The sequence below is a fragment of the Haloprofundus salinisoli genome (assembly GCF_020097815.1).
Classification (GTDB): Archaea; Halobacteriota; Halobacteria; order Halobacteriales; family Haloferacaceae; genus Haloprofundus; species Haloprofundus salinisoli.
The window spans coordinates 2,190,292-2,202,949 of the sequence record NZ_CP083663.1 but is presented as its reverse complement, the minus strand read 5'-3'; the positions used below and the strand labels follow the sequence as shown (position 1 = coordinate 2,202,949).

10 protein-coding genes are annotated in these 12,658 nt (G+C 67.7%); 7 read left to right on the top strand and 3 right to left on the bottom strand.

The annotated features are described in order from the left end of the window. Positions 1–81: 81 nt before the first annotated feature. Positions 82–729, top strand: a complete 648-nt coding sequence (locus tag LAQ73_RS11735; protein ID WP_224268467.1) for a TVP38/TMEM64 family protein — start codon at positions 82–84, stop codon at positions 727–729. Positions 730–866: 137 nt separating this feature from the next. Here LAQ73_RS11735 and gpmI read toward each other — a convergent pair whose 3' ends face one another. After that, on the bottom strand, positions 867–2,381 hold the full coding sequence (gene gpmI / locus LAQ73_RS11730; protein ID WP_224268466.1) for a 2,3-bisphosphoglycerate-independent phosphoglycerate mutase: 1,515 nt from the start codon (positions 2,379–2,381) through the stop codon (positions 867–869). Between the two features lie 118 nt (positions 2,382–2,499). On the opposite strand from gpmI, the gene LAQ73_RS11725 reads away from it, so the two are divergent. The 4 genes from LAQ73_RS11725 to LAQ73_RS11710 all read left to right on the top strand — a co-directional run bounded on the left by LAQ73_RS11725 (position 2,500) and on the right by LAQ73_RS11710 (position 7,504). Continuing rightward, positions 2,500–4,872 (top strand): hypothetical protein, encoded by a 2,373-nt coding sequence (locus LAQ73_RS11725; RefSeq protein ID WP_224268465.1) that lies wholly within the window; start codon positions 2,500–2,502, stop codon positions 4,870–4,872. A 245-nt stretch (positions 4,873–5,117) separates the two neighbouring features. After that, positions 5,118–5,771, top strand: a complete 654-nt coding sequence (locus LAQ73_RS11720; RefSeq protein ID WP_224268464.1) for a DUF1405 domain-containing protein — start codon at positions 5,118–5,120, stop codon at positions 5,769–5,771. A gap of 147 nt (positions 5,772–5,918) precedes the next feature. Next, positions 5,919–6,713: a hypothetical protein gene (locus tag LAQ73_RS11715; protein ID WP_224268463.1), complete on the top strand. Its 795-nt coding sequence runs from the start codon at positions 5,919–5,921 to the stop codon at positions 6,711–6,713. A gap of 134 nt (positions 6,714–6,847) precedes the next feature. Continuing rightward, positions 6,848–7,504 (top strand): ArsR/SmtB family transcription factor, encoded by a 657-nt coding sequence (locus LAQ73_RS11710; protein ID WP_224268462.1) that lies wholly within the window; start codon positions 6,848–6,850, stop codon positions 7,502–7,504. Positions 7,505–7,522: 18 nt separating this feature from the next. Here LAQ73_RS11710 and LAQ73_RS11705 read toward each other — a convergent pair whose 3' ends face one another. Next, on the bottom strand, positions 7,523–7,966 hold the full coding sequence (locus tag LAQ73_RS11705; protein ID WP_224268461.1) for a hypothetical protein: 444 nt from the start codon (positions 7,964–7,966) through the stop codon (positions 7,523–7,525). Between the two features lie 156 nt (positions 7,967–8,122). Here LAQ73_RS11705 and gatD point away from each other — a divergent pair, with 156 nt between their 5' ends. Continuing rightward, positions 8,123–9,412, top strand: coding sequence for a Glu-tRNA(Gln) amidotransferase subunit GatD (gene gatD, locus LAQ73_RS11700; protein WP_224268460.1), 1,290 nt, complete (start codon positions 8,123–8,125; stop codon positions 9,410–9,412). Then, positions 9,409–10,344 carry a GNAT family N-acetyltransferase gene (locus LAQ73_RS11695; RefSeq protein ID WP_224270753.1) on the top strand — a complete coding sequence of 312 codons (936 nt, stop codon included), beginning with the start codon at positions 9,409–9,411 and terminating at the stop codon, positions 10,342–10,344. Before gatD ends, LAQ73_RS11695 begins: the two co-directional genes overlap by 4 nt. A 39-nt stretch (positions 10,345–10,383) precedes the next feature. Here LAQ73_RS11695 and LAQ73_RS11690 read toward each other — a convergent pair whose 3' ends face one another. Beyond that, on the bottom strand, positions 10,384–12,618 hold the full coding sequence (locus LAQ73_RS11690; RefSeq protein ID WP_224268459.1) for an amino acid permease: 2,235 nt from the start codon (positions 12,616–12,618) through the stop codon (positions 10,384–10,386). Between the last annotated feature and the right edge of the window lie 40 nt (positions 12,619–12,658).

The window sequence follows — 12,658 nt, the reverse complement described above, 5'->3', positions numbered from 1 at the left end:
AGTTAATGGTTCCGTGGCGGTGCGGTCGTCTGCGACGCGTCGGGCGCAAGGGGTTTGACGACGGGCGGCGAATGTTTTTGAGTGTCGCGCCGCACCTTCCTCGCTTCGACAGCCGCCGTCGTCGTCGTTGCCGCGCTCGCCGCGTGGCTCGTCTCCCCCGAAACGCTGTTCGAACGGCTTCGATGGGTCGCCGCCGACCCGATCCGCTTCGTCGCGGTTCTGACGCTCGTCGCGCTCGTCCGTCCGCTGTTGGCGTGGCCGACGACGCTTCTGGCCGTCATCGTCGGCTACACCCAGTCGCTCACCTGGGCCCCCGTCGCGCTCGCGCTCGTCGTCGTCAGCAGCGTCCCGCCGTACTTCTTCGGCCGGCACATCCGCGGCGACAGCGGCCGGTTCGCGGCCGCCGGCGAGCGGTTCGTCGACACGGCCGGCGACGTTCGCAGCGTCGCCGCGAGCCGACTGTTTCCGGCACCCTCCGACATCGTCTCCGTCGGGGCGGGAATCGCCGACGTCCGGTTCCGGTCGTACGTGCTCGGCACCGCAGTCGGCGAGACGCCGTGGGTGATCGGCGGTATTCTCGTCGGCGGCTCGCTGGGCGCGCTGACCGCCGACTCGTTGACCGGTCTGTTCGACGTTCGCCTCGTCGCGGCGGCGGCGGCAGTCGGCGTGTTGCTTCTCGCCGGGCCGCTGTACCGCTACGTGTCGAAGCGTAACGTCGAGCTCCGATAACCCACCGCCTGAACCTTATAACGGAGAACGCGGCCAGACGTCTCGTGCGCTGAGAGCGGCCGTGACCCGAACGAGGCGAGAGTGCGACGACCCGGTCACGGAGCGGTTCGAGGAGTCGTTCGTCGCCTGCTCGCCAGTCACTCCAAAAGTGACTCGCCGGTCAACTCCAGCGGTTGGTCGACGCCGATGAGCGACAGCAGCGTCGGCGCGAGGTCGCAGAGCGACCCGCCCGCGCGAACACTCTTCCCGCCGTCGTCGCCGGCCGGAGAGAGGTAGACGAGCGGTACCGGGTTGTAAGTGTGTGCCGTGTGCGGTGCCTCCGGCGTGCCCATGTCGTCGGCGTTGCCGTGGTCGGCCGTAACGAGCGCGTGTCCGCCGGCGGCGAACACGCCGTCGAGCAGTCGGCCGAGTTGCTCGTCGACGGCTTCGACGGCCGCGACGGCGGCGTCGAAGTCGCCGGTGTGACCGACCATGTCGGGGTTCGCGTAGTTGAGCACGAGCACGTCCGGGTCGTCGGACTCGATGATCGCCAACGCAGTGTCCGTCACCTCCTCGGCGCTCATCGCGGGCGTCGCGTCGTACGTCGGCACGTCGGGGCTCCGGACGATGCGTCGAATCTCGCCGTCGAACTCCACCTCGCGGCCGCCGTTGAGGAAGTAGGTGACGTGGGCGTACTTCTCGGACTCCGCGAGCCGAAGCTGCGTGAGGCCGTTGTCCGCGAGCACCTCGCCGAGCGTGTTCTGCGGTTGGTTCGGCGGGAACGCCACCGGGAACTCGAACGTCTTGTCGTACTGGGTCATCGTCGCCAGGTGAATCTCCGGCGGCGTCGTCTCGAACGCCCACTCCGGGCGAACGTCGCCGAGCATCCGGACGAGTTGCCGCGCGCGGTCCGAGCGGAAGTTGAAGAAGAACACCGCGTCGCCGTCTTCGAGCGCCGGGCCGCCGGCGACGAGCGTCGGTTCGACGAACTCGTCGGTGTCGCTGCGTTCGTAGGAGCTCTCGACCGCCCCGACTGCCGAGAGCGCTTCGTGATCGGCCTCGCGGTCGACGATGGCGTCGTAGGCGCGCTTCGTGCGCTCCCAGTTCTGGTCGCGGTCCATCGCGTAGTACCGGCCCGAGACCGTCGCTACCTCGCCGGTCCCGCAGTCGGCGACGACGCTTTCGAGCGACGCTAGGTAGTCCGCACCGGCCGTGGGGGCGGTGTCGCGGCCGTCGGTGAAGGCGTGGGTCACCGCCTCGACGCCGTAGTCGGCCGCCGCCTCGACGAGCGCGTACAGATGCTCCTGGTCGGAGTGGACGCCGCCGTCGCTGACGAGTCCCATGAAGTGGACGCGGCCGTCGTGCTCGGCGGCGTAGTCGAACGCGTCGGTGAGAACGCGGTTCTCGTAGAACGAGCCGTCGGTGACGCGGTCGTTGATTCGGGTGTACGCCTGTTTGACCACGCGGCCGCTGCCGATGTTGAGGTGGCCGACTTCGCTGTTACCCATCTGCCCCTCGGGCAGGCCGACTCGCCGGCCGCTCACGTCGAGCGTCCCGTACGCACCGCTCTCGCGGAACCGGTCGAAGTTCGGCGTCTTCGCGGCTTTTACGGCGTCTCTGCGGTCGTGGTCTCCGAGTCCCCAGCCGTCGAGAATAACGAGTGCGGCCTGCATACTCTCCGGTTCACTTTCGACGGTAACTAGCCTTTGCATCCGGACAGTCCGCCGTCGTCTCTCGTGTGACCAACAAAGTCATAACGAGCGGTCGGAAAGGCGGACCAAACCGAGGGCCATGTCCGACGACGACCGTACCGACGACGCAGACGAGGAACCGACGACGAACGAGAGACAGCCAGTCTCGGAGTCGGACGCCGAGAGACGACCGGCTACCGAGAGTTACAACGACGGCGTCACACGAGCAGAGGCCACGGAGTCGACGACCGGTGAGCGGTCCGCGGGCCACGAGAGACGAACGGACTCACGACCGGCCGCCGACGAGACGGCCGAGAGCGACGGCGTCGAACGACGCGACCTCCTGAAACTCGGCGCGCTCACGCTCGCCGTCGGCGGGGGAACCGCCGCCGGTGCGGTGCTCACCTCCGACGAGAACCGAGAGGGACTGGGCCCTGTCGACCCCTCTGCGTCGTCCGACCCCACCGCGGCGTCCGAACACCGCGCGCTCGCCGAACAGTTCGCACCGGTGGTCCACTTCGACCGCCGGGAGCTGTGGTATCCGACTGACCCGCGGCGCTACGAGAGCGAACGCGGCGGCGAGACCGTCGTCGACGGCTTTGACGTGCTCGACGGCTACACGAGCGAGCGCCGGGCGTCCGGAGCGCCACCGGCACCGACGATATTCTACAACGTCGTGGAGTACCGGGATTCGTCGCTGTCGGCCGTCCAGTACTGGCTGTACTCGGCGTTCGACCAGTTCACCACCAACTTCCACTGGCACGACTGGGAGCTGTTTCAGGTGTTCGTTGACGGCGAGACGGGCGAGCCGGTGCTGTACACCGCCAGTGCACACTCGGAGTCGGTGCCGAACAACGAGTTCGTCGACCCGGAGAACAGTCGCCCGAGCGTGCTCTCGGAAATCGGCTCTCACGCCAGCGCGCTCGGAGTCAACGGCCGTCCGCGGACGTTCCAGCGATTCGCGGGCGACGGCCTCATTGCCGACATCACGAACGAGGCGGTGGAGGTCGGCGACCGAACCGTCGGCGTTCCGGCGGCGTACGGCCTCCCGCGCGACGAGGGGCTTCGGCTTCCGTATCTCGTCCCGGAACTTGACGGCGCGCCGCTATACGACCACGAGAACCTCCCGAACGTCTCGGCCGACGACCTGCTGTCGGGGTCGCTGGTCGTGCACAGTTTCGCGGAGCTGGCGAACCCGCCGGAGGGCGTCCCCCTCCGGGAGACGGGGCTCACGTTCGGGTTCACCGCCGAGAGCCGAGGCGAGTCCGACCCGGTGGACATCGAGTACGACCTCGTCTCCGTCGAGGAACTCCGCCACATCGACGGCTTCACCGGACCGCAGCTGAGCTTCGAGTTCACGGTCCCGCAGTTCGTCGAAGACGGGTTCGCCCACCACCTCACCGCCACGACGGCCCCGTGGACGCAGCCGCGCTTCTCGGATCCGACACAGGATATCACCGACCCCCAGCACCGAAAGACGCTCGGCGAGCGCTACGGCGGCGTCGAAGCCGAGGCCAGCGACGACCGCGTTGTCGCCGTCGTCCGCGAGTTGACGACGCGGCCGCCGGAGGACGACGGTGGCGACGAGGCGGACGCGAGCGAGTCGACGCCGGCCGACGAGACGCCGGCGGAGGACGGACCGCCGACCCCGCCGAGGCATCGAGAACCGACTGTCGAGAGCGTCGCACTCCTCGAAAGCGAGAACCCGACGGCCGTCCCGACGTGGCGCGGAATCGTCTCGCTGTCGGGCGTCACGCACGAGTCGCATCGCCTCACCGTCAACGGGGCCGGACGCGCCCCCTACGCCGAGACGTTCGAGTTCGACGGCGGCACCTACACCGCGGGCGTCGACGGCGTCGTCACCGTCGTCCCGAACGAGGAGGCGGTGAAAGTCCGGGCGGACGCCTCCGAGGGGGCGGGCGTCGCCAACGTCCGGTTCGAAGAGGACGTCGCCGGAGCGGTGTACGACGGTAAACCCGACGGCGAGGGCCGCTTCGGCATCTACGTCAACCGCCACGGAACGTACACCGCCGAAATCACCGACGAGAAGGGAGAAGTCGGCGTGTTTCGCGTCACGCCCCAAGCGGACGGTGCCTCGGGCGACGAGCCGCTCACCATCGACGCGCCCGAGACGGGCAAACGCTCGTTCGTCACGTTTCTGCAGTCGCTCGTCGACGAGATTCTGGCGGGCGTGCGAGACGCCGTCGACGAGCTCGGGCCGCTGCGGGAACTGCTGTTGGCGCTCTTACGGCACGCCCGACGACTCGCCGACGACGCCCTCGAACTCGTCGAACGCGGCGACGTGGCGAGTGCGGGCGACGAACTCGGCACACTCGTCGACCTGCTGGGGGTCGCAGAGGAGGCGCTCGGGCCGCTCGGCTGGGCGCTCTCGGAGCCGACGGAGGCGCGTCTCGGCGGCCAGTTGGCGCAGGCGCGGCGGCGCGCCGAACAGGCAGTCGACGTGCCCGCCTGAGCGCGGCGGCCGCCTACGGTCCGGAGAGCCAGAGCCGAAGGAGGCGGCGAGAACGGAGCTATTCGGACGGGTGCAGACGACTCGTCCTGCCGTCGGAGCCGACTCGGAGATACGTGGCGAACAGGTCCGTCGCGCGCGTGTACGTGTACTACCACGTCTCGCTGCCACTACCACGTCTCGCTGACCGAACCGTGCGGTTCGCCGTCTCGACAACTTTTACCGCACACCCTCCCTCTCTCCGACGAATGGCGAGCGCGCGCCTCATCCCGGACCGATACGTCGAGTACTACCTCGGCAACGCGCCGAGTCTCGTCTGGTTACTCGTCGTCAACGCGGCGGCGTTTCTGGTCGGCGTGCGCTACTACGTCGAGACGATGCCCGCGATATCGACGTTCCTGTGGCCGCTGTACGGCGACTCGCCGACCGCGCTGGCGCTCGGGACGCTCTCGTTGGCGACGCTGCTGCCGAATCTCGGCCGAGGCATCGACGACGCGCCGTTGAACCGGCCGCTGGTCTACCTCCACACGCTCTCGGTCGTCTGGCTGGTGAAGTTCGGGCTCTGGACGGCCGTCGCCTTGAATCTCCGGCCCGACCTCTACTTCGGGTTCGGCCTCTCGTCGCTGTGGAGTTACTGGGGAATCCTCGTCACACATCTCGGTTTCGTCGTCGAGGCGGTGCTCATCGCGCGCATCGGGGCGACGACTCGCGGGGCGCTCGCGTTCGCACTCGTGTTAGCGTTTGCGAACGACGTGTTCGACTACGTGTTCGGCTACCATCCGCCGCTTCGGTACGACCCCGGGGCGACACTTACCGCGGCTAGCGTGGCGATTTCGGTCGTCTCGGTCGGTCTCGCGGCAGTTATGCTCGATCGGTATCGGGACCCGACGGTCCGGAAGTAAGAGGTGATTACTGTCTGGTTGCACCGCTGCGGGCCGATACGGATTCCGACTGCTCGGTTCGAAACACACTGAACAGAACGAACCCGAAGGTGAACGAAACGAACGGAGGTTCGTGTTTATGGGCGCACGCGGAGTTAGCGAAAAGCGATGAAAGCCGTCTACGTCCTCCTCGTCGCGGTGTTCGTCGTCGTCTCGTCCGTTCCCGCCGCCGCCTCCGTTTCGACGCCGTCGACGGCCGACAGCTCGTCACAAGTCGACACCGACGAGAGTCGACTCGGCGACGACGTGACGACGTTCGTCCAGTCGACCGCCGCGGAAACCCGCGGCGTCGTCGCCAACGAGAAGTGGGAAGCGGAGTTCGATCGAAACGGCGACAGAGCCGCCGTCGAACGTCGAATCGACCGCCTCGAAGCCGAACTCGCCGACCTCCGTCAGCGCCGCGACGCGCTGGCGGCGGCGGCCGAGAACGACACCATCTCGGGACCGCAGTACCACGGCCGGCTGGGCGAACTCGACGGTGAACTGAGCGCGCTGGCGGTCTCCATCGACGCGACCGAGCAAGCGGCGGAGCGAGTCGGTGCGAACACCAGTCGTCTGTCGACGCTCCGCACCGAGACGAGAGAGACTCACGCGAACGTCGCCGGCCCGACGGCGACGACGGCGCCGCTCGGAGCGCCATCGAACCGCGCCAACAGCACCGACGAGGGCGACGGCAGCGCCGAAAGTAGCCGGTTCGTCCGTACCAGCGTCGGACCGGCCGGTGAAGGCGCCGACGCGTTCGACGGTGCCGGCGGAGGCGAAGACACCCCGACCGACTCGGACCACCGCGAGACGAACGGCGGAGGCGACGAATCGCCTGTCGAACGCAAGTTCACCGCGGACGTCACCCAACCGAACGGCGAAGCGCCTGGGAAAGAGGACGTCCAGGGACTTCGCTCGTAGCGTCCCCTCCGGAGGAGCGACGATCCGTCGGCGGTAAAGCGGACGTGCCCGCTGAGCGAGGACCCGCTGAGCGAGCGAATCGGAGGTGTCCGGCGGTAGTCAGCCTTTTCAGTTCTGCCGGCCTACCAGTCGGCATGGACTCTGCGGTACTTTTAGATCTCCTCGGCAACGAGAACAGGCGACGTATCCTCCGCCTGCTCTCCCATAAGCCCTGCTACGTCACCGAGATCTCCGAGTACCTCAACGTCAGTCCGAAGGCCGTCATCGACCACCTCCGGAGACTGGAGGAGGCGGGTCTCGTCGAGAGTCGAACCGACGACCAGCGCCGGAAGTACTTCCACATCGCCCAGAACGTCCGCTTAGAGGTGAACGTCTCACCGTACGGATTCGGCACGAAGAGCGCGTATCCGGCGAGTCCGACGCTCGAACTGACGGGTCGCTGTTCGCATCTGAGCATCGACGCGGAACCCCGCCAGAACGGCGACGACCTCGAATCGCTGGCGCGGGAGTTCGGCCGCCTCGAAACCATCGAGAACGAACTCTCGCTCGCCCAGCGGTGGGTTCACGGTCGCATGACTGACGTGCTCGACCGCCTGAACGAGCGCATCGGTACCGACGCAGACAGCCGATTCTACGCGAAGGTACTCGCGGCCGTCGCCGGCGGCGCGACGAGCACGCTCGCCGTCGCCAAGGAGGTTAGCGCCCCGCCGGAGGTCGTCGAACAGGTGTTGGACGCGCTGTACGAGCGCGGACTGCTCGCTCGGAAGAATGACCAGTGGACCGTGCGGTGAGTCCGACGACGGGCCTCCTCACAGTTCTCGGGTGACGCCGTCGCGCAAGTCGCGGCCGAAGTAGTGACCGACGAGCGTGACGAACGCGCCAACGGCAGCGCCGACCCCGCCGAGTTCGACGCCGTACTGCGAGATGACGTTCACAGCGACGGGGAGAAACGCGCCGAGCGTCGAGAGGACGACGCTGAACACGCCGACGAGCGCGCCGGCGAGCGCGACTTCGACGAACCGGGGACGGTCGGCGACGAGGCCGACGACGAACGCGGCGGCGAACAGGCCGAGCGCGCGAAGCAGGAGCGAGACACCGGGAATCGCGCCGACGATCGGAACGAGACCGCCGAGAAACACGCCGACGACGGAGAGCACCAGTGCGAGAAGGAACGCCTTCGGGGCGAACAGACGGCCGAGTCGGCCGGAGGAGTCGTCGCTATCGGGGGAGGACGGATTCGGGTGCGAGGACATATCAACCGATTGGTCTGCATCCGGTATCACTCTTGTGCCGACCCCGTCGAGTGAGACATCGTGTCGAACGTCCGGCGGTCGTTCGCGTGCGCCGGCCACCTCTCCGAGTCACCGCGAACGAGTGGATTCAAGTCCGCCGCGGGGGTAGCCGCGAGTATGAACGCAGGCGACCGCATCCGCGTCGAGCGCGGAGGCGTCACGAACGAGGGCGTGTTGATGCCGTCGACGACGGCAGACCACCTCGTCGTCAAACTCGACGGCGGCTACAACGTCGGTATCGAACGCGAGGACGCCGAAATCGAGGTGCTCGAAACGGAGGTGTACGACGTCGGCGAGGAATCCTCACCGGGCAGTCAGACTTCGTCTGACGACGTCGAGGACGGTCAGGACGACGGCGATAGCTCCGAGGTCGAGTTCGACGACGACCTCCCGACGATTTCGCTCATCTCCACCGGCGGCACCATCGCCTCCACCGTCGATTATCGCACCGGTGCGGTGACCGCGCAGTTCGACGCAGAGGACGTGCTCCGCGCCGTACCGGACCTCGCCGGTCGGGCGAACTACCGCGGCCGCGTCGTCGCCAACATCCTCTCGGAGAACATGACGCCCGACGTCTGGCAGGACCTCGCGCGGGCGGTCTACGAGGAGATAGAGACGGGCGCAGACGGCGTCGTCGTCATGCACGGCACCGACACGATGCAGTTCTCCGCGTCGGCGCTGTCGTTCATGCTCGACACGCCGGTACCCATCGTCTTCACCGGCAGTCAGCGCTCGGCGGACCGACCCTCCTCGGACAACGTGATGAACGCCGTCTGCGCCGTCGAAGCGGCCAAATCCGACTGCGCGGAGGTGCTCGTCTGCATGCACGGCAGCGAGAGCGACGACATCTGCGCACTCCACCGCGGCACGCGCGTGCGCAAGAACCACACCTCGCGGCGCGACGCCTTCGAGACCGTCGGCGCGAAACCGCTCGGCGAAGTCGACTACGACGCGGAGGAAGTCACCTTCCGCCGCGAGTTCACCGAACGCGGCGCGGTAGACCTCGACATCGCCTCCGACATCGACGGCGGGGTCGAACTCGTGAAGTTCACGCCCGGCATGGACCCGGCGGCGCTCTCCTACCTCGACGGAAAATCCGGCGTCGTCGTCGAAGGGACGGGCCTCGGCCACGTCCACACCGACCTCATCCCGCGCATCGAGGAGTTAGTCGACGAGGGGACGGTCGTCGCGATGACGAGCCAGTGTGTCGCGGGCCGCGTCTGCGACCGCGTCTACGACACCGGCCGCGACCTGCTCGACGCGGGCGTCGTCGAGGCCGGCGACACCCTCCCCGGCACGGCGAAGGCGAAGCTGATGTGGGCGCTCGCCAACCTCGGCGACCCCGCCGACGCGATGGGGCGGAACCTCGTCGGCGAACTGCAAGAGGAGTCCAAGCCGTGGACCTGACTGTTCGACAGGCCCAACCCGAAGATTACGACGCGGTGGCGGCGTTCACGAGCGAGACGTGGGCCGACCGCGGTGGCTCGGACTACATCCCGCGTATCTACCACGACTGGATCGCCGGCGACGGCGACGACCAGCGGACGTTCGTCCTCGACGCCGAAGGAAACGAAGAGAGTCCCTCGGAGGAACTCGCCGGCATCTGCCAGGGCGTGCTGCTCTCCGACTACGAGGCGTGGGCGCAGGGGATGCGCGTCAACCCCGACTACCGAGGACGGGGCGCGTCGATGCTGCTGTCGAAGGCGCTGTTTCGATGGGCGAGAGACCAGGGGGCGACCGTCGCCCGAAACATGGTGTTCTCGTGGAACGTCGCGGGGCTCGGCCAGTCGCGCGCGACCGGGTTCGACCCCTGTACGGAGTTCCGTTGGGGGACGCCGACGCCTGACGCCGACGCCGAACCCGACCTCCCGATGACGGCCGACGCAGACGCCGCGTGGTCCTTCTGGACCGGGAGCGACGCCCGCGCGGAGCTGAAGGGCCTCGCGCTCGACGCCGAGGAGTCGTGGGCGGTGTCGGAACTCACGCGAGAGCGACTCCGGACGGCGGCCGACGAGGACCGCCTGTTCGTCGCGCGCGAAAACGGAACGCGTGGAGTCACGTTCCGCAACCGGACGTACGACCGGCAGAACGAGGACGGGGAACCCGAGACGTGGGCCGAGTACGCCGTCGGCGCGTGGGCCGACTACGAGGCGGCGCGGGCGCTCTACCGAGCGATTGCCCGCGACGCTGCGGATATCGACGCCGACAAGATCCGAGTGCTGATTCCTGAGGGCGTCCGGTGGGTGAGCGACACCGCCTCCGCCCGCGCCGGCGTCTCCGACGAACCGGACTTCGTGATGGCGGCGGACCTGACCGACCCGGCGGTCGTCGAGGGCTGACGACCCGCAAAAGAGTCTTTTTGGCCGCTCGTTCGGTGTTCAGTTCGACCCGAACAGTCGTTCGCGCAGCGTCCGCGTCCGCTTCTTCTCGGCGAGCAGCACCGAGCAGTCCACCTCGTCGACGACGTTCAACACGAGACTGTCGGTGAACAGCCGCGAGAGCAGGCCACGCTCGGTCGCGCCGACGACGAGCATCGTCGCGTTCTCGGCGTGGCGGCCGATGGCCGCCTCGACGTCGCCGGAGTCGACGGCCAACTCGGCGTCGTCGATGCCATGGTCGGCCGCCCACGATTCGAGGAACGCTCTCCCCTCGGCCTCGTCGTCGGCGACGTGGAGCAGCGTCACCGTCGAGCCGTACTCCGCGCGGAGCATCTTGGCGACGGCCGCCGAGAGATCCGAGTCCGGACCGCCCGCCGTCGGTACGAGAATGCGCGAGGCGTCGAAGCCGCGGTCCCTGAGCACGAGGAAGTCACAGGGGAGCGAACTGGCGAGTTCGTCTATCGCGCTCTCGGCGCGCCCCGGCGAGCCGTGGGCGTCCGGTCCCCAACCCATGACGGTCAGGTCGGCGTCGTACGTTCGCGCGGCGTCGAACACCTCCTCGAAGGTCCGGTGCGAGAGAATCGTGTGCGTCTCGACGGGGACGCCGAGCGTCTCGGCGTCGTCGCGGGCGCGTTCGAGGATTCGGTGGGCCGTCTCGTAGTCGCCCTGCCGTCGGGCGGCCTCCAGCGACGTTTGGTCGGGCACCTGCTGGATGTTGACGGCGACGACGGTGCCCTCTTCTCGCTTTGCGATGGCGCTGGCGAGCGTGATGAGGTCGGCCTGGTGTTCGGGGTTGGCGAGCGGCACCATGACGCGGTACTGGCCGCCGTCGGGTTTGACCGTGCTCGCTGCGGAGACCGCCGAGTCGGGCATCCGGTCGGGCCGACTGAGGATGTAGTCGCTGAGGACGCCCGGCCTGGTAGTCCGCGAGCGCGCATAGAACAGGTACCAGAGTACCGCGAACGCGACGAACGCAGCGCTAAAGGCGATGGTGACGCGGGGTTCGATGAACGCGATGAGTGTGAACGAGAGAATCGACCCAACGATCGGCGTCACCGGGTAGAACGGCACGATGTAGGAGGGTTCGTACTCGGCGGCGTCCGCTTCCCGCATCACGATGAGCGCGATGTTCAACAGCCCGTAGATGATGAGGTGGAGGATGCTCCCCATCGTCGCCAGCGTCTCGATGGGGGCGACGACGATGAAAAGCAGGATGAAGCCGCCGGTGACCGCGATGGAGCGGTACGGCGTGCCGAAGCGCTCGTGAATCTCGTTGAGTTCCGACGTGACGATAGCGTCGCGGCCCATCGCGAAGTTGATGCGCGAGGAGGCGAGGATGCTCGCGTTCGCGCTGGAGGCGGTCGCCAGCAACCCGCCGAGCAGCATCGCTACCGCGCCGGCCGGGCCGAGGATGAGACGGGCCACTTCGACGACGGCGATGTTCCCGGCGGCCTCCTGTGCGGCGATGAACCCCTGTTCGACGGCGGCGCTCATCACGATGAGCACCAGTCCGTAGATGAGCGAGACGATGACGACGCTGCCGATGACCGCCCGCGGCAGATTCTTATCGGGATCCTTTATCTCCTCGGCGACCGAGGTGATCTGGACGAATCCGAGGTAGGAGACGAAGATGAGGCCGGTCGTCGTGATCATCGGCGTGAGCCCGCGACCCGCCGGGAGGTTCGACGGGTCCGCACGGAGCGACCCGACGAGGGTGAACACGGCGAGAATCGCCACGAGAATGACGACGATGACGTTCTGCAGTTTTCCGGTCTCCTTCGCGCCGACGTAGTTGATGAGGACGAACAGCGCCGCGCCTCCGAGCGCGATGATTTTGACGGGGTCGACTCCGAAGCCGGCGACGCCGAGGGTGTCGGAGAGGCCGGCGATGCTCTGGACGTACTCGCCGAAGCCGACCATGTAGAACGCCGAGGCGAACGCCAGCCCCATCCAGTTTGCCCACCCGGCGACGGAGCCGAACAGCGGCCCGAGCGCGCGGTTGACGTAGAAGTACGCGCCGCCCGAGCGCGGCATCGCGGTTCCGAGTTCGGAGGCCGAAAGCGCCGTAAACAGCGCTATCACGCCGCCGAGTAGAAACGAGACGACGGCGTGCCATCCGGCCTGCTGAATCGCCGTCCCTGGAAGTACGAAGATACCCGCGCCGATCATCGTCCCGACGCCGATGGTCAATGCGGCCAGCGGGCCGAGGTCTTTGGCTAGCTCTTCGTCAGCCATAGATAGACCAGAACGATGGCGGTCGAAGCGACGCTGTTCC

Bases quoted from the DNA above. Each gene is read 5' to 3' on its own strand.
- gpmI (WP_224268466.1), bottom strand. From the start codon at position 2,381: ATGCAGGCCGCACTCGTTATTCTCGACGGCTGGGGACTCGGAGACCAC.
- LAQ73_RS11725 (WP_224268465.1), top strand. From the start codon at position 2,500: ATGTCCGACGACGACCGTACCGACGACGCAGACGAGGAACCGACGACG.
- LAQ73_RS11720 (WP_224268464.1), top strand. From the start codon at position 5,118: ATGGCGAGCGCGCGCCTCATCCCGGACCGATACGTCGAGTACTACCTC.
- LAQ73_RS11715 (WP_224268463.1), top strand. From the start codon at position 5,919: ATGAAAGCCGTCTACGTCCTCCTCGTCGCGGTGTTCGTCGTCGTCTCG.
- LAQ73_RS11710 (WP_224268462.1), top strand. From the start codon at position 6,848: ATGGACTCTGCGGTACTTTTAGATCTCCTCGGCAACGAGAACAGGCGA.
- LAQ73_RS11705 (WP_224268461.1), bottom strand. From the start codon at position 7,966: ATGTCCTCGCACCCGAATCCGTCCTCCCCCGATAGCGACGACTCCTCC.
- gatD (WP_224268460.1), top strand. From the start codon at position 8,123: ATGAACGCAGGCGACCGCATCCGCGTCGAGCGCGGAGGCGTCACGAAC.
- LAQ73_RS11690 (WP_224268459.1), bottom strand. From the start codon at position 12,618: ATGGCTGACGAAGAGCTAGCCAAAGACCTCGGCCCGCTGGCCGCATTG.